The sequence below is a fragment of the Streptomyces sp. NPDC045287 genome, assembly GCF_056432325.1.
Map to the genome: position 1 here is coordinate 282,930 of NZ_JBWKJG010000005.1, position 14,862 is coordinate 297,791.

Consider the following 14,862-nt stretch of genomic DNA (forward strand, 5'->3'; position numbering starts at 1 on the left):
CCCGGGGCTCCGGCGGGTCTAGTAGCCGAGCTCCTTGGGGTTCTCCGGCTGCTCCAGCGGGGGCAGGGCGGGGAGGGCGTCCCAGGGGACCTGGCGGGTGCGCAGGTCGTTGCGGATCCGCTCGGCGAGCTTCTTCGTGTCGCGGCGGTTCATCACGGCGCCGACGGTGGCGCCGATCATGAACGGGAGCAGGTTCGGCAGGTTCCGCACGGTGCGCTTCATGATCTGCTGGCGCAGTTCGCGCTTCATCCGGCCGCCCAGGGCCGCGTTCACGGTGGTGGGTTTGGTGACGTCGATGCCGCGCTCCTCCGTCCAGGCCGTCAGGTAGGCCGTGGAGCGCTCCTTGAGGTTGCCGGGCGGCCGCTGGCCGTAGACCTCGTGGAGCTCGGCGATGAGCTTCAGCTCGATGGCGGCGATGCCGGTGACCTCGGCGGCCAGTTCGGCGGGCATCGCCGGGGGTACGGGCAGCGCGGCGGCCGCGCCGACTCCGGCGCCCACCGTGGCCGAGGCCGCCGCGGCGCCCGCGACCAGCTTGTCGGCGAGCTGCTCGGGCCCGAGGCCCGGGAACTGCCCGCGGAGGGTGGCCAGGTCCCGTACGGGAACGCGCGGGGCGTTCTCGATGATCCGGTCGGCCAGGTACGCGAGGCCGGCCCGGGCTCCCGCGCCGCCCTTGCGCACGCCGCGCCGGACGAGGTCCACGCCGCGCGAGCCGGTGGCGGACAGGGACCGGCGGGGCCGGGCGCCGTCGCCGGCGGGTTCGAGCGAGGCCGCGGGACCCCGCCCGCCGTCACGCGCGTCGGGGGAGGGCAGGGGGGCGGAGGGCTCGGCGGGCGCCCCGTGGGCGCCGTCCGCCGGCCCCGGGCCGCCCTGGGAGGTCTCCGGCTTCCCGCGGAAGCCGAGCCTCTTCCTGAACGGGGTCTCGCCTGCCACGACCGACCGCTCCTCAGTCGCAGTCTCGGCAGATCGGCTGGCCGTTCTTCTCCCGAGCCAGCTGGCTGCGGTGGTGCACGAGGAAGCAGCTCATGCACGTGAACTCGTCCGCCTGCTTCGGCAGGACGCGGACGGCCAGCTCCTCGTTGGAAAGGTCGGCGCCCGGGAGCTCCAGGCCCTCGGCGGCCTCGAACTCGTCGACGTCGACCGCGGAGGTCGACTTGTCGTTCCGCCGGGCCTTCAGCTCTTCGAGACTGTCCTGGTCGACGTCGTCATCGGTCTTGCGTGGGGTGTCGTAGTCCGTAGCCATGTCACTCTCCCCCTCTGGGTGTTTGCGGTGTCTCCAGCGCACGTAACGCGTGAGAGGCCGGACTTGTGCCCGACCTGAGGCGGAGATTTTGCCTCACATCAAGGTCTGTTACTCAATCGACACCCAACCGGACCCCTCTTGAGTGATCGGGTTTGGGTGGCGAACGGGACCGTACACGGTCGCCATCGTGCGCTTCACAGGCACCACCCCGTGTACTTCCCGTAATCCGGCCGCCTGGAAACCCGGACTTTTCATGGTTTTAGGGGGCTAAAATTCCTCACACAGGGTGAGGGTCCGGAAGTAAGCCCTTGTGATCGATCACACAGCGCGCCGTGTTCGCCCCCTTCGGGAAATTCCGCGTACAGCGAACACCGGAGATGCACCGAGCGGTGGGTCAGCGCGGCAGCGTGACGCGCATCACGAGCCCGCCGCCCTCACGGGGGACCGCGGTGATCCGCCCGCCGTGGGCGCGCGCCACCGACCGGACGATCGACAGACCGAGCCCGACGCCCCGGTCACTGCCCGTCCGCTCCTCCCGCAGCCGCCGGAAGGGCTCGAAGAGGTTGTCGATCTCGTACGCCGGGACGACCGGCCCCGTGTTCGAGACCACCAGTACCGCCTGGCCGCCCTCGACGGCCGTCGTGACCTCCACCCAGCCGTCCTCGGGGACGTTGTAGCGGACGGCGTTCTGGACGAGGTTCAGGGCGATGCGCTCCAGGAGCACGCCGTTGCCCTGGACGACGGCCGGGACGCGCTCGCCGCGGAACTCCACGCCCTTCGCCTCGGCCTCCCCGCGCACCTGGTCGATGGCGCGGGACGCCACCTCCGCGATGTCGACGGGCTTGCGCTCCACGATCTGGTTCTCGCTGCGGGCCAGCAGCAGCAGCCCCTCCACGAGCTGCTCGCTGCGCTCGTTGGTGGCCAGCAGCGCCTTGCCTAGCTCCCGCATCTCCACGGGGGCGGCAGGGTCGGACAGGTGCACCTCCAGGAGGGTGCGGTTGATCGCCAACGGGGTGCGCAGCTCGTGGGAGGCGTTGGCGACGAACCGCTGCTGGGCGGTGAAGGCCCGCTCCAGCCGGTCCAGCATCTCGTCGAAGGTGTCCGCCAGCTCCTTCAGCTCGTCGTCCGGACCGGCCAGCTTGATGCGGCGGCTCAGGTCCGAGCCGGCGACCTGGCGGGCGGTGCGGGTGATCCGGCCCAGCGGGGACAGCACCCGGCCCGCCATGGCGTACCCGAAGGCGAACGCGATGATGCTGAGGCCCAGCAGGGCGAACAGCGAGCGCCGCAGCAGGTCGTCGAGGGCCAGGTCGCGCTGGTGCTGGAGGCAGGCGGCCATGGCGTCGTTGAACTGGTCGGCCGTCACCCCTTCCGCGGGCAGCCGGCACCAGTCGAAGTTCGCGTCGACCTGGCCGGTCAGCAGCCTGAAGGGCAGGTCGTCGGTGCTGATGTACAGGGCCTGCCGGGTGAGCAGGTAGATGATCGACAGCAGCAGGACCCCGGCGATCAGGAACATGCCGCCGTAGAGCAGGGTGAGCCGTATCCGGATCGTCGGCCGCAGCAGGGGGCGGGCCGGGATCCGGGGGTCCCAGGTCGGTTTGGGGGGTGCCGCGCGTGGTGTGGGCGTGCCTGTCACGGGTCAGATCCGGTAGCCGGAGCCGGGCACGGTGATGATGACCGGCGGTTCGCCGAGCTTGCGGCGGAGGGTCATGACCGTGACGCGGACGACGTTGGTGAAGGGGTCGGTGTTCTCGTCCCACGCCTTCTCCAGGAGCTGCTCGGCGGAGACGACGGCGCCCTCGCTGCGCATCAGCACCTCCAGCACGGCGAACTCCTTCGGGGCCAGCTGGACCTCCCGGCCGTCGCGGAACACCTCGCGGCGGTTCGGGTCGAGCTTGATCCCGGCCCGCTCCAGGACGGGCGGCAGCGGCACGGTCGTGCGCCGGCCCAGCGCGCGGACGCGGGCGATCAGCTCGCTGAACGCGAACGGCTTGGGCAGGTAGTCGTCGGCTCCCAGCTCCAGGCCCTCGACCCGGTCGCTGACGTCGCCGGACGCGGTGAGCATCAGCACGCGGGTCGGCATGCCCAGCTCGACGATCTTGCGGCAGACGTCGTCCCCGTGGACGAGGGGCAGGTCGCGGTCGAGGACGACGACGTCGTAGTCGTTGACGCCGACGCGCTCCAGGGCGGCGGCCCCGTCGTACACGACGTCGACGGCCATGGCCTCCCGGCGCAGTCCGGTGGCCACCGCATCGGCGAGCAGTTGCTCGTCCTCGACGACGAGTACGCGCACGGCGCTGTTCCTTCCTCCGAGCCCGGATCCGGGCAGGTCTTGGACACCGGCGGGATCGCCGGTGTCCTGGCCATCCTCCCCCTTACACGCGTAAACCGGCTGTAAGTCGGCCGGTGGCCGGGCCCGCGGGACGGGTACGGCCCGACGCGTTCGCGACACTCCCGGGTCCGCGAGGTTTCCGCGGGGCCGCCCTTGGGGAGGACGACTGCACACCCGAGATCACGCCCTGTATGTGGCACGCCACGAGCCGCTCTGTCCCCCAGAGGCGCTGTGCGTGATCCGAACCCACCCTCGGCACACCCCGTGCCAACCGACCCATGACGAGGGGGCGCATCATGGACGCTTTCACCGCAGGACTGCTGCAGCGCATAAGGGCAACGGAAACCGACCTGACGCGGGCGCGGGAGACCGGAGACGACTTCCTGGCCGACGTCGAGCAGGCGGAGCTGGACGACCTCCGCCGCCTGGCGGCGGAACACGGAGTGGAGGTCTCCGTGGTCTCCGCCTGACGACCCGACCGCGAAGGCCCCGGCGTCCCCCTGGGACCCGGGGCCTTCGCGCGCGTACGGACCGGTGCGACCCGGCGGCGGATCGGGGACGCCGGATCCGGCGGCGGGTCGGGCGCGGCGACCGGGCGCGGGCCCGGGCCCCGTCAGTCGTGCCAGGCGCCGAAGTCCTCCAGGAGGGCCTGGAGCGGCTCGAAGACGCCCGGTACCGCCGCCACCGTGAGGTCGTCGGTCTCCGGCCCGCCGGGGCGACCGCCGGTCAGGGCGCCCGCCTCGCGCGCGATGAGCGCCCCCGCCGCCCGGTCCCAGGGGCGGAGCCCCCGCTCGTAGTAGCCGTCCAGCCGGCCGGCGGCCACGTCGGCCAGGTCGACGGCGGCCGAGCCGCTGCGGCGGATGTCCCGCACGAGGGGGACCAGCCGGTGGGCCACCTCCGCCTGGTGGGCGCGGACCGTCGTGACGTAGTTGAACCCGGTCGACACGAGGGCCTGGTCCAGGGGCGGGGCCGGCCGGCAGCGCAGCCGCCGCTCCCCCAGACGGGCGCCCCGGCCCCGTACGGCCCGGAACGTCTCCCCCCGCATCGGGACCTCCACGACGCCGACGAGCGCCTCGCCGTCCCGCTCGGCGGCGATGGACACCGCCCACGTCGGCAGGCCGTAGAGGTAGTTCACCGTGCCGTCCAGCGGGTCGACGACCCAGCGGATGCCGCTGGTGCCCTCCGCTGCGCCGCCCTCCTCGCCGAGCAGGCCGTCGTGCGGGCGGTGCTCCGCGAGGTGGTCGGTGATCAGCTTCTCGGCGGCGATGTCCATCTCGGTGACCACGTCGATGGGGCTCGACTTGGTCGCGGCGACGCCCAGGTCGGCCGGGCGCCCGTCGCGCAGCAGGGCGCCCGCGCGGCGCGCGGCCTCCAGGGCGACGGCCAGGAGCTCGTCCAGCAGCGGGTCGTCGGCCGGATCGTGCGGCAGCGGATCGGTCACGGGGCCTCCTCAGGCGTACGGGCTGTCGGCGCCGGCCGCGGCGGGCCGCTTGGCGCGGGCGGGGCAGCAGCCGACGGGGCACAGGTCGTGCGAGGGTCCCAGCGCGCCCAGGGCGCACCGCTCGACGGCGGCGCCGCGTTCGGTGGCGGCCCGCTCCAGGAGCAGGTCCCGGACGGCGGCGGCGAAGCGCGGGTCGGCGCCCACGGTGGCCGAGCGGCGCACGGGCAGGCCCAGCTCGGCGGCCTTCGCGGTGGCCTCCGTGTCCAGGTCGTACAGGACCTCCATGTGGTCCGAGACGAAGCCGATGGGCACCATCACGGCGGCCGGGGCGCCCGCCTCGTGCAGCTCCTCCAGGTGGTCGCAGATGTCCGGCTCCAGCCACGGGACGTGCGGGGCGCCGCTGCGGGACTGGTACACGAGCTTCCAGGGGTGGTCGACGCCGGTGCGCTCCCGTACGGCCCCGGCGATGAGGCGGGCCACGTCGAGGTGCTGCCTGACGTACGCGCCGCCCTCGCCGTGTTCCCCGACCGGGCCGGACGTGTCGGCGGCGGAGTCGGGGATCGAGTGCGTGGTGAAGGCGAGGTGGGCGCCGGCGCGGACCGGTTCGTCCAGCTCGGCGAGGGAGTTCAGGACGCCCTCGACCATGGGCTCGACGAAGCCGGGGTGGTTGAAGTAGTGCCGCAGCTTGTCGACCTTCGGCAGCGGCAGGCCCTCCGCCTCCAGCGCGGCGAGCGCGTCGGCGAGGTTCTCCCGGTACTGCCGGCAGCCGGAGTACGAGGCGTAGGCGCTGGTGGCGAGGACGGCGATGCGGCGCCGCCCGTCGCGGACCATCTCGCGGAGCGTGTCCGTCAGGTACGGCGCCCAGTTGCGGTTGCCCCAGTAGACCGGCAGGTCGAGGCCGGCGGCGGCGAAGTCCTCGCGGAGGGCGGCGAGCAGCGCCCGGCACTGGTCGTTGATGGGGCTGACGCCGCCGAACAGGAAGTAGTGCTGTCCGACCTCCTTGAGGCGCTCCTTGGGGATGCCCCGACCCCTCGTCACGTTCTCCAGGAACGGGACCACGTCCTCGGGTCCCTCCGGGCCGCCGAAGGAGAGCAGCAGCAGGGCGTCGTACGGGGAGGGGTCACGCTGGTCGGGCACACGCTGATCGGACATGGCTCCGATCCTGCCACCCGGCACTGACAGCGGGGAAACCGCTGTGCGCGCTCCTCCATTCGGCCGTAACCTGTCAAGGCTGTCCATGCGCCTTACCTCGCCGGCCGCCCCCGCCGGCCGTGTCCCACCCCCCGCTCCGGAGTGCCCCTTGCCCAGTCCCTATCGTGCGATCTTCGCCGTCCCCGGCACCCTGGGGTTCTCCGCCGCCGGCCTCATCGGCCGGATGCCGCTCGCCATGACGGGCGTGGGCGTCCTGACGATGGTCACGGAGCTGTCGGGCCGGTACGGGCTCGCCGGCCTGCTGACCGGCACGCTGGCGCTGTCGGCGGCGGTGCTGGGCCCGCAGGTGTCCCGGCTCGTCGACCGGTACGGGCAGCGCCGCGTGCTGCGGCCGGCGACGCTGGTGTCCGTGGTGGCCATCGGCGCGCTGGTGCTCTGCGCGCAGTGGGAGCTGCCGGACTGGACGCTGTTCGTGTGCGCGCTGGCCGCGGGCTGCGTGCCGAGCATCGGTGCCATGACCCGCGCGCGGTGGGCGGAGATCTACCGGGGCAGGCCGCAGGAGCTGCACACGGCGTACTCGCTGGAGTCCATCGTCGACGAGGTGTGCTTCATCCTGGGCCCACCCCTCTCGATCGGCCTGTCGACGATCTGGTTCCCGGCGGCGGGCCCGCTGCTGGCCGGGATGTTCCTACTGGTCGGCGCGTGGTGGCTGACCGCGCAGCGGGCCACCGAGCCGGCGCCCCACCCGGTCGAGAAGCACGGGGCGGCGCGGACGAGCGCGCTGCGCTCCCCCGGTCTGCAGGTGCTGGTGGTGGCGTTCGTCGCGACCGGCGCGATCTTCGGCGCGGTCGACGTGGTGACGGTGGCGTTCGCCGAGGAGCAGGGCCACAAGACGGCGTCGAGCCTGGTGCTCGCGGTGTACGCGGGCGGTTCGTGCCTGGCGGGCGCCGTGTTCGGGATGCTGCGGCTGAAGGGCGCCCCCGCCCGCCGCTGGGTCGTGGGTGTGCTCGCGATGGCCGTGAGTATGATCCCCCTCCAACTGGCCGGGAACCTTCCGTTGCTGGCCGTGGCGCTCTTCGCCGCGGGCCTCGCCATCGCGCCGACGATGGTGACCACCATGGCCCTGGTGGAGGCGCACGTACCGCGCGGCAAGCTCACCGAGGGCATGACCTGGACCGGAACCGGGCTCGCGGTCGGTGTGGCGCTCGGCACGTCGATCTCGGGATGGGTGGTCGCCGTGCACGGAGCGGACGCGGGGTACGCGGTGCCCGGTCTGGCGGGGGTGCTGGCGGCCGCGGTGGCGTTCCTGGGGTACCGCCGGCTGAACAGGCCGGTGCCGACGCGGGAGGGGCAGCGTGCGCAGCAGGACCCTGAGCAGTCTGAGCAACCTGGGCGGTCTCGGCAGGAGGGGCGGCCGGAGCAGGGCGAGCGGCACCTGGCGTAACTGGGCGGGGAACGTCTCCGTCCGGCCCGCGCGGGAGGCGCGGCCGGCGTCCGTGGGGGAGCTGGCGGACGCGGTGCGGAGCGCCGCCGACGACGGCCTGCGGGTCAAGACGGTGGGGACGGGCCACTCGTTCACGTCGATAGCCGCGACGGACGGGCTGCTGATCCGTCCCGACCTGCTCACCGGGATCCGGCGGATCGACCGCGCCTCGATGACCGTGACCGTGGAGTCGGGTACGCCGCTGAAGCGGCTGAACGCGGCGCTGGCCCGGGAGGGCCTGTCGCTCGCCAACATGGGCGACATCATGGAGCAGACGGTCGCGGGCGCGATCAGCACCGGGACCCACGGGACGGGCCGGGACTCGGCGTCGCTCGCCGCGCAGGTCCGGGAGCTGGAGCTGGTGACGGCGGACGGGCGGGTGACGGCCTGCTCCGAGGAGGTGGAGCCGGAGGTCTTTGCCGCCGCCCGGGTCGGCCTGGGCGCGCTGGGCGTCGTCTCGGCGGTCACCTTCGCGGTGGAGCCGATGTTCCTGCTCACCGCGCGCGAGGAGCCGATGGGCTTCGACCGGGTCACGGCCGAGTTCGAGCAGTTGTACGCGGAGAACGAGCACTTCGAGTTCTACTGGTTCCCCCACACGGGCAACTGCAACACCAAGCGGAACAACCGCAGCCTGGGCCCCGCGGACCCGCCGGGCGCGGTGAGCGGCTGGTTCGAGGACGAGTTCCTGTCCAACGGCGTGTTCCAGGTGGCCAACTCCTTCGGGCGGGCCCTGCCCGCGGCGGTCCCGGCGATCGCGCGGCTGTCCAGCCGGGCGCTGTCGGCGCGGACGTACACGGACATCCCGTACAAGGTCTTCACCAGTCCGCGCCGGGTGCGGTTCGTGGAGATGGAGTACGCCGTTCCGCGGGAGGCGGCGGTGGCCGCCCTGCGGGAGCTGAAGGCGGTGGTGGACCGCTCGCCGCTGCGGGTGAGTTTCCCGGTGGAGGTGCGGACGGCGCCGGCCGACGACATCACGCTGTCGACGGCGTCGGGACGGGACACCGCGTACATCGCGGTCCACATGTACCGGGGCACCCCCTATCGGGCGTACTTCACGGCGGCGGAGCGGATCATGACGGCGCACGGGGGCCGGCCGCACTGGGGCAAGGTGCACACGCGCGACGCGGCGTACCTGGCGGAGGCGTACCCCCGGTTCGGGGAGTTCGTGGCGCTGCGCGACCGGCTGGATCCCGACCGTCTCTTCGGCAACCCCTATCTGCGGCGGGTGCTGGGTGACTGACACCGCGCACGGCACCGCCCGAGGGAGCCGCACCTAGCTCCCTTTCGACCGTTTCCTCCCGTCACGCCCTCGTCGGCGAGACCCTGTCGGAGGGTCGATCACCGGACACCGCGAGAACTTCGGCGGCGCGCCGGTCCACCGACATGGCCCGAATGGAGTACTGTGGCGAACCCTGGGCATCGGTCCCTCACGGATGCCCAGGATCGACGGGAGGGGCCGAAAATGGCACTCGATCCGGCGGCGCCGCCATACCGCACGGGAGCCCGCGACGGAGCGTGACGGATCGGTCACGTCCAGTTGCGGAATGGGTTACCGTGCCATGACGGCGTTCCAGGGCCCACGCCCGACACGCCGGTCAACTCGGCAAGGTTGTGGCAGGCTGCACCCGGGCAGGCCACACTCGACTAGCGGAAGCAGCGACGCACGTGACGTCGGCAGGCACCACCCGGGAGGTCCCCATGCCCGAACTGCGTGTCGTGGCCGTCTCCAACGACGGCACACGACTGGTGCTGAAGGCTGCGGACAACACGGAGTACACGCTTCCGATTGACGAGCGGCTGCGCGCCGCCGTCCGCAACGACCGTCCCCGACTCGGCCAGATCGAGATCGAGGTGGAGAGCCACCTGCGGCCCCGGGACATCCAGGCGCGGATACGGGCCGGTGCCTCCGCCGAGGAGGTCGCCCAGCTCGCGGGCATCCCCGTCGAGCGCGTCCGCCGCTTCGAGGGGCCCGTGCTCGCGGAGCGCGCCTTCATGGCGGAGCGGGCCCGGAAGACCCCCGTCCGCCGCCCCGGCGAGAACGCGGGTCCGCAGCTCGGCGAGGCGGTGCAGGAGCGGCTGCTGCTGCGCGGCGCCGAGAAGGACACCGTGGCGTGGGATTCCTGGCGCCGCGACGACGGCACGTGGGAGGTGCTGCTCGTCTACCGGGTCGCCGGCGAGGTCCACACGGCGAGCTGGACGTACGACCCGCCGCGGCGGCTCGTCCAGGCCGTGGACGCCGAGGCCCGCGCGCTGATCGGCGAGACCGACGACGCGGTGGCCGTGCCGGAGCCGAGCTTCCCGTTCGTCCCGCGCATCGCGCGGCTGCCGCGCGAGCGGTCCGCGCCGCCCGCGCCGAGCGCCGAGCCCGCGGAGGAGTCCGAGCGGGACTCGCTGACCAGTCTCCTGGAGGCGGTGCCCAACTTCCGCGGCGACATGGTCGTCCCCGACCTGCCGACCGGGACGGACGGGGCGGCGGCCGAGCCCGACAGCGAGCCGGACGCCGAGGAGCCCCCGGCCCCCGCCGCGTCGGCCGGCGCCGGCTCGGCGTACGCGGACGTCCTGATGCCCCGCTCGGTGAGCGGCCACCGCGACCGCCTGATCGGCACGACGGACCGCCAGGCGGAGGCCGACGGCGTCCGCCCGGGCCGCCGGGCGGCGGTCCCGAGCTGGGACGAGATCGTCTTCGGCACGCGCCGCAAGAAGCAGGAGTAGCCGGGGCCCGCCCCGCGCACCGGACCCGCGCGGGCCCCGCCGCGGCGGGACCCGTACCGGGGTGGATCCGGTGCGCGCGGGGAGGCTCAGCCCCGGTCGGGGCCCGTGGCCACGGGGCGGTTCGGGTCCCGGCTCCACTCGGACCAGGATCCGACGTAGAGCGCCGCCCGGACGCCCGCCGCCTCCAGGGCCAGGACCTCGTGGGCCGCCGAAACACCGGAGCCGCAGTAGACGCCCACCTCGGGGGCGTCCAGGGCGCCCAGTTCCTCGAACCGCGCCGCCAGCGCCTCCGGCGGCAGGAAGCGGCCGTCCTCGGCGGCGTTCTCCGTCGTCGGGGCCGACACGGCGCCCGGGATGTGCCCGGCGACCGGGTCGATCGGCTCCACCTCGCCCCGGTACCGCTCCCCCGCCCGCGCGTCCAGCAGCAGCCCGGCACGGGCCAGCGCCGCCGCCCCGTCCGCGTCCAGCAGCGGCAGCCCTCCCGGTACGGGAACGAAGTCGCCCGGCACCGGCTCCGGCACCGCCGTCGACAGCCCGCCCCGCCACGCGGCGAGCCCGCCGTCCAGGACCCGCACGTCGGCGTGGCCCGCCCAGCGCAGCAGCCACCAGGCCCGCGCCGCCCCCCAGCCCCGGCCGCCGTCGTACACGACCACCCGCGATCCCGACGACACCCCGGCCGCGCGCATCGCCGCGCCGAACACGCCGAGGTCCGGCAGCGGATGGCGGCCCCCGGCGCCGGGCGCGCCGGCCAGCTCGGCGTCGAGGTCCACGTACACGGCGCCGGGGATGTGCCCCGCCTCGTACGCGGGGCGGCCGGGCGGGCCGCCCAACTCCCAGCGGACGTCCAGCAGGACGAGGCGGGGCCCGCCGGGCGCCGGGGACGCCATCTCCGCCGCGAGGTCCGCGGCGGAGACTAGGGGGTGCGAGTCGGTGCTTGCGTTGCGGTTCATACGTGCCATCCTCGCGCAGATACGGGACCTGCCGGGAGGACTGACGGTGGAAAGCGCGGATGGGAGTCGGAATTTCGGGCATCCTCCTGCCGGATCGCGCCAAACCCCGGCGCGGCCCGGGCGCACCGCCCGGCCCGCGGTGCCAGCATCTGACGGGGCGTGAAGCCGCTGCACCGGCGCGGTCCGCGCCCGGTCCCCCCGCACGGCCGCGACGATGGTCCAAGGAGAATGTGACGATGACCGAGGCGACCCGGCGCGAGCCGGGTACACCCTGCTGGGTGAGCTTGATGGTGCGCGGCCTTGACGCGGCGGAGGAGTTCTACGGGGAGCTGTTCGGCTGGGAGTTCCAGCCGGGCCCGTCGCAGCTCGGCCCGTACGTGCGGGCGCTGCTCGACGGCCGGGAGGTCGCGGGGATCGGCCGGCTGCCCGCCGACCGCGACCTGCCGGGCGCCTGGACGGCGTACCTGGCCTCCGACGACGCCGACGGCACGGCCGAGTCGGTCCGCTGCGGCGGCGGGACGGTCGCCGTGGGGCCGCTGGACTCGGGCGACGCCGGGCGGCTCCTGATCTGCTCCGACCCGGCGGGCGCGGTCTTCGGGGTGTGGCAGGCGGCCGCGTTCCAGGGGACCGCGGTGGCGGGCGCCCCGGGCACGCCGGTGTGGAACGAGCTGCTGACGCACGAGTGCGAGCCCGTCGTGAAGTTCTACCGCACGGTTTTCGGCTACGAGCCCGACCCGCTGGGCCCGGACGACCAGGACCGCGTGACCCTCCTCGCGAAGGGGCGGCCCGCGGCGTCGGTGCGCGGGGTCGGCGCCGACCTGCCGCGGGACCGGGGCGCGCACTGGACGACGTGGTTCGAGGTGGCCGACCCGGACGCGGCCGCGCGGCGGGTCGAGGAGCTGGGCGGGAAGGTGCTGCGCGCGCCGCGGGACGGCGTGGAGGGGCGGACGGCGACGGTCGCGGACCCGGAGGGCGCCGTCTTCACGATCGTACGGTCGTCCGGGCGCTGACAGGCGGCTCGGCCGCGGCCGGCTCGACGGGCAGGACGTCCGGCGACAGCGCGGCCGCGCGGGCGGTGGCGGCCGTCATCCTGCGCCGGTGGTGGCGTCTGCACAGCACCTCGTACCCGACCTCGTCACCGCTGTCGACGTCCCCGACGACGACCTGGGCCCCCTCGACGACCATCACGCCGCCGACCGTGCGCGCATTGTGCGTCGCCCGCGCGCCGCACCAGCACAGCGCCTCCACCTGGAGCACCTCCACGCGGTCCGCCAGCTCCACCAGCCGCTGGGAGCCCGGGAACAGCTTGGAGCGGAAGTCGGTGGTGATGCCGAACGCGAACACGTCCAGCTCCAGGTCGTCGACGACCCGCGCGAGCTGGTCGATCTGCTCCGGGGCGAGGAACTGCGCCTCGTCCGCGATCACGTAGTCGCAGCGGCCTCCGCGCGAGAGGTGATCGACGAGGTACGCGTAGAAGTCGAACTCCTCGGCCGCCTCGACGGCCTCGGTGACCAGCCCGAGGCGGGAGGAGAGCTTGCCCTCGCCCGCCCGGTCGTTGCGGGTGAAGATCATGCCCTGGAGGCCGCGCGCGGACCGGTTGTGCTCGATCTGCAGAGCGAGGGTGCTCTTTCCGCAGTCCATCGTTCCGGAGAAGAACACGAGCTCGGGCATGGGGAAGTGACGACCTTTCGGGTCTGCGGCGCGGGCCGGGGCGTGGGGGCGGGCGATGCGGTGCGGGGCGTGCGCTACGTGCGGACTTCCAGCAGCGGGACGAGCTGTTCGGCGGCGGTCATCGAGCCGTGCATCCCCGCCATCGCCGACTCGTGCGGCTCGGCGAGGGACGCCGTCAGGGCCACGTCGTCGTGCGCGGCGGCGACCACGTCGCCGATCCGGCCGAGGACCCGCTCGTCGACGTGCGGGCCGAACCAGCCCGCGGCGATCGCCTCGTCGCGCCCCGCGACCCAGAAGCGGTCGCCGAGCACCTCGCGCCAGCACGCCAGCACGTCCGCCTCGGCGCCCGGCACGGCGTACACGTGGCGCGCGCGGCCCTCGCCGCCCAGCAGGGCGACGCCGGCGCGCAGCTCCCAGTCCTCGTCGAAGTCGATGCGGGACTCCTCGTCGAACGGGATGTCCACCATGCCGTGGTCCGCCGTGACGTACAGCGCGGAGCGCGCCGGGAGCTGCTCGGCGAGGCGCTGGACGAGCTGGTCGGCGTGCATGAGCTGGCCGCGCCAGGCGTCGGAGTCCACGCCGAAGCGGTGGCCGGCGCCGTCGACCTCGCTGTAGTACGTGTAGACGAGCGCGCGGTCGGCGCCCGCCAGCTGGTCGGCGGCGAAGTCCATGCGGTCCTCGCCGGAGAGCCGCCCGTGGAACGTGCCGCCGCTGAGCGCGACCTTCGTGAGCGGGGTGTCCTGGAAGGCCGGGGACGAGACCTGGGCCGTGTGGACGCCCGCGGCGTCGGCCAGCTGGAAGACCGTCGGGTACGGCTGCCAGACGCTCGGCGGGGTCCAGGGGCGCCAGCGCAGTTGGTTCATCAGCTCGCCCGCGTCCGGGTCGCGCACCGTGTACCCGGCGAGGCCGTGGGCGCCGGGGGGCAGGCCCGTGCCGACCGAGGCGAGCGAGGTCGCGGTCGTGGCGGGGAAACCGGACGTGAGGGGGCGGCCCGTGCCCCCGCGCGAGGAGCCGAGGAGCGAGGCGAGGAACGGGGCCTCCGCCGGGTGCGCCTTGACCTGCTCCCAGCCGAGCCCGTCGATCAGGAAGACGCAGACCCGGTCGGCCGGCGCCAGCTCGGCGATGCGGGGCTCGAAGCCCGGCACGCCCAGCCCCGCCGCCAGCGTCGGCAGCAGATCGGCGAGGGAACCGGAGCCGTACGCCGGTACGGGCGCCGTGTCGAGGGACAGCGGCACCGGGTCGTCGGGCCAGGCGGAGGCCGTGGTCGTCGGCTGGACCATCAGCGCGTGGCCGCGGTGGCTTCGGAGAGGGCCTGGGCGAAGTGGAGGGCCTGGCGGACCGTCTCCGGGCCGTCGCCGGCCTCGCTGACGCGCAGGCTCAGGTCGTCGGCGGTGGAGCTGCCCGTGTAACCGTGGTCGGCGTCGCAGTTCGGGTCGCCGCAGGCGGCGGGCTCCAGGTCGATCCGGGAGACGGCGCCCCAGCCGACCGTGAGGACGATCTCGCGCGGGAGCGCGCCGGGCTCGTACGACTCCGGGTTGGCGACGACGCGGCTGACGACGACCGACGAGATCCGGCCGAGCTTCACGGACTCGGTGGACGTGGTCGCGTACGGGGTCGGGGAGGTCGTGTCGGCGTTCTGCTCGTCGGTGTGGCTGACGATGAAGCGCGTCGCCGTGAGCACGAGGACCGTGACGTGGCGCCGGACCTCGTTGGCGTCGAACGTGGTCTCCTGGTGGACGAGGTACGACGCGATCGGCTCTCCGCCGACGGCGGCCTCCACCGCCTCGGCCACGAGGGCCGGGTAGTAGCCGCTGCGCTCGATCGCCGCGCGCAGCCCCTGGGTCGTCGTACCGGTCTTCGCCATGGACTCCATCCTACGGGGCG

The 14,862-nt window shown here is 74.0% G+C and carries 15 protein-coding genes; 5 read left to right on the forward strand and 10 right to left on the reverse strand.

Going from position 1 to position 14,862, the window contains the following annotated elements:
* Positions 1–18: 18 nt before the first annotated feature.
* From AC07D6_RS11560 to AC07D6_RS11575, 4 genes are all read right to left on the reverse strand, one after another.
* A complete protein-coding gene (locus AC07D6_RS11560; protein ID WP_479043491.1) occupies positions 19–930 on the reverse strand; it encodes a hypothetical protein in 912 nt (303 codons plus the stop codon).
* A 13-nt stretch (positions 931–943) separates the two neighbouring features.
* Positions 944–1,240: a DUF4193 domain-containing protein gene (locus AC07D6_RS11565; protein ID WP_010471668.1), complete on the reverse strand. Its 297-nt coding sequence runs from the start codon at positions 1,238–1,240 to the stop codon at positions 944–946.
* 394 nt (positions 1,241–1,634) lie between these two features.
* Positions 1,635–2,873, reverse strand: coding sequence for a sensor histidine kinase (locus tag AC07D6_RS11570; protein ID WP_315878824.1), 1,239 nt, complete (start codon positions 2,871–2,873; stop codon positions 1,635–1,637).
* A 3-nt stretch (positions 2,874–2,876) separates the two neighbouring features.
* The gene (locus AC07D6_RS11575; protein WP_315878825.1) at positions 2,877–3,530 is read right to left on the reverse strand and encodes a response regulator transcription factor; all 654 of its coding nucleotides are present in this window, start codon (positions 3,528–3,530) and stop codon (positions 2,877–2,879) included.
* 335 nt (positions 3,531–3,865) lie between these two features.
* On the opposite strand from AC07D6_RS11575, the gene AC07D6_RS11580 reads away from it, so the two are divergent.
* Complete coding sequence (locus tag AC07D6_RS11580; protein ID WP_315878826.1) at positions 3,866–4,039, forward strand: hypothetical protein; 174 nt, start codon at positions 3,866–3,868, stop codon at positions 4,037–4,039.
* A 143-nt stretch (positions 4,040–4,182) separates the two neighbouring features.
* On the opposite strand, the gene AC07D6_RS11585 is transcribed toward AC07D6_RS11580, so the two are convergent.
* Positions 4,183–5,010 carry an inositol monophosphatase family protein gene (locus AC07D6_RS11585; RefSeq protein WP_315878827.1) on the reverse strand — a complete coding sequence of 276 codons (828 nt, stop codon included), beginning with the start codon at positions 5,008–5,010 and terminating at the stop codon, positions 4,183–4,185.
* 9 nt (positions 5,011–5,019) lie between these two features.
* The gene (locus AC07D6_RS11590; protein ID WP_479043564.1) at positions 5,020–6,147 is read right to left on the reverse strand and encodes a ferrochelatase; all 1,128 of its coding nucleotides are present in this window, start codon (positions 6,145–6,147) and stop codon (positions 5,020–5,022) included.
* 163 nt (positions 6,148–6,310) lie between these two features.
* Between AC07D6_RS11590 and AC07D6_RS11595 the strand changes: the two genes are divergently transcribed.
* The 3 genes from AC07D6_RS11595 to sepH all read left to right on the forward strand — a co-directional run bounded on the left by AC07D6_RS11595 (position 6,311) and on the right by sepH (position 10,357).
* Positions 6,311–7,606: an MFS transporter gene (locus tag AC07D6_RS11595; RefSeq protein ID WP_479043494.1), complete on the forward strand. Its 1,296-nt coding sequence runs from the start codon at positions 6,311–6,313 to the stop codon at positions 7,604–7,606.
* The gene (locus tag AC07D6_RS11600) at positions 7,551–8,885 is read left to right on the forward strand and encodes a D-arabinono-1,4-lactone oxidase (RefSeq protein ID WP_315878865.1); all 1,335 of its coding nucleotides are present in this window, start codon (positions 7,551–7,553) and stop codon (positions 8,883–8,885) included. The genes AC07D6_RS11595 and AC07D6_RS11600 overlap by 56 nt, the downstream gene beginning before the upstream one ends.
* Before the next feature lie 425 nt (positions 8,886–9,310).
* The gene (gene sepH / locus AC07D6_RS11605; RefSeq protein WP_315878829.1) at positions 9,311–10,357 is read left to right on the forward strand and encodes a septation protein SepH; all 1,047 of its coding nucleotides are present in this window, start codon (positions 9,311–9,313) and stop codon (positions 10,355–10,357) included.
* Positions 10,358–10,443: 86 nt separating this feature from the next.
* Here sepH and AC07D6_RS11610 read toward each other — a convergent pair whose 3' ends face one another.
* Positions 10,444–11,307, reverse strand: coding sequence for a sulfurtransferase (locus AC07D6_RS11610; protein WP_479043495.1), 864 nt, complete (start codon positions 11,305–11,307; stop codon positions 10,444–10,446).
* A 236-nt stretch (positions 11,308–11,543) separates the two neighbouring features.
* Between AC07D6_RS11610 and AC07D6_RS11615 the strand changes: the two genes are divergently transcribed.
* Positions 11,544–12,317 (forward strand): VOC family protein, encoded by a 774-nt coding sequence (locus AC07D6_RS11615; RefSeq protein WP_315878831.1) that lies wholly within the window; start codon positions 11,544–11,546, stop codon positions 12,315–12,317.
* Here the strand turns inward: AC07D6_RS11615 and AC07D6_RS11620 are convergent.
* The 3 genes from AC07D6_RS11620 to AC07D6_RS11630 all read right to left on the reverse strand — a co-directional run bounded on the left by AC07D6_RS11620 (position 12,289) and on the right by AC07D6_RS11630 (position 14,842).
* Positions 12,289–12,978: a thymidine kinase gene (locus AC07D6_RS11620; protein ID WP_479043496.1), complete on the reverse strand. Its 690-nt coding sequence runs from the start codon at positions 12,976–12,978 to the stop codon at positions 12,289–12,291. The genes AC07D6_RS11615 and AC07D6_RS11620 overlap by 29 nt on opposite strands.
* 74 nt (positions 12,979–13,052) lie before the next feature.
* Positions 13,053–14,258: an alkaline phosphatase family protein gene (locus tag AC07D6_RS11625; protein WP_479043498.1), complete on the reverse strand. Its 1,206-nt coding sequence runs from the start codon at positions 14,256–14,258 to the stop codon at positions 13,053–13,055.
* Positions 14,258–14,842, reverse strand: coding sequence for a DUF5998 family protein (locus AC07D6_RS11630; protein ID WP_315878834.1), 585 nt, complete (start codon positions 14,840–14,842; stop codon positions 14,258–14,260). The genes AC07D6_RS11625 and AC07D6_RS11630 overlap by 1 nt, the downstream gene beginning before the upstream one ends.
* Positions 14,843–14,862: the final 20 nt, after the last annotated feature.

Excerpts from the sequence above, each read along its gene's own strand:
- AC07D6_RS11580 (WP_315878826.1), top strand. The coding sequence starts at position 3,866 with ATGGACGCTTTCACCGCAGGACTGCTGCAGCGCATAAGGGCAACGGAA.
- AC07D6_RS11565 (WP_010471668.1), bottom strand. The coding sequence starts at position 1,240 with ATGGCTACGGACTACGACACCCCACGCAAGACCGATGACGACGTCGAC.
- AC07D6_RS11625 (WP_479043498.1), bottom strand. The coding sequence starts at position 14,258 with ATGGTCCAGCCGACGACCACGGCCTCCGCCTGGCCCGACGACCCGGTG.
- AC07D6_RS11630 (WP_315878834.1), bottom strand. The coding sequence starts at position 14,842 with ATGGCGAAGACCGGTACGACGACCCAGGGGCTGCGCGCGGCGATCGAG.
- AC07D6_RS11610 (WP_479043495.1), bottom strand. The coding sequence starts at position 11,307 with ATGAACCGCAACGCAAGCACCGACTCGCACCCCCTAGTCTCCGCCGCG.
- AC07D6_RS11620 (WP_479043496.1), bottom strand. The coding sequence starts at position 12,978 with ATGCCCGAGCTCGTGTTCTTCTCCGGAACGATGGACTGCGGAAAGAGC.
- AC07D6_RS11615 (WP_315878831.1), top strand. The coding sequence starts at position 11,544 with ATGACCGAGGCGACCCGGCGCGAGCCGGGTACACCCTGCTGGGTGAGC.